This is a genomic window from Pseudomonas sp. ICMP22404 (assembly GCF_006227205.1).
Lineage (GTDB): Bacteria > Pseudomonadota > Gammaproteobacteria > Pseudomonadales > Pseudomonadaceae > Aquipseudomonas.
Genome location: NZ_VCNG01000068.1, coordinates 1 through 472, shown reverse-complemented (window position 1 = coordinate 472; position 472 = coordinate 1). Strand labels below are relative to the sequence as shown.

Here is a 472-nt window from a genome sequence, read left to right as displayed (position 1 = left end):
CGTGATTAACATCGCCGCTGGCGAAACCACCGGCACTGTTGCAGTCAATACGCCTGCCAACGACGTCTACAACAACGGCAGCACCGTCAGCACCACCATCACCGGTGCGACTGGCGGTAACTTCGAGAACCTGGTTCCGGACACTACGCCTGCCGTCACCACAATCACCGATTCGGTGGATAACACTGGCCTGACTCTGAGTGCCAGCGAGAGCATCACCGAAGGTGGTTCGATTGTTTACACCGCAACGCTGACCAACGCCGCTCAAACGCCAGTGACCGTCACCTTGAGCAACGGTTCGGTCATTAACATTGCTGCGGGCGAAACCACCGGCACCGTTGCGGTTAATACACCTGCGAATGACGTCTACAACAACGGCAGCACCGTCAGCACCACCATCACCGGTGCGACCGGCGGTAACTTCGAAAACCTGGTTCCGGACACGACGCCTGCGGTCACCACGATCACCGAT

The 472-nt window shown here is 58.3% G+C and carries 1 protein-coding gene; it reads left to right on the top strand.

What is annotated here, in order from left to right; genetic code table 11:
• A partial coding sequence (locus tag FGE05_RS29690) for an immunoglobulin-like domain-containing protein (RefSeq protein ID WP_139650444.1) occupies positions 1-472 on the top strand: 472 nt, incomplete at both ends.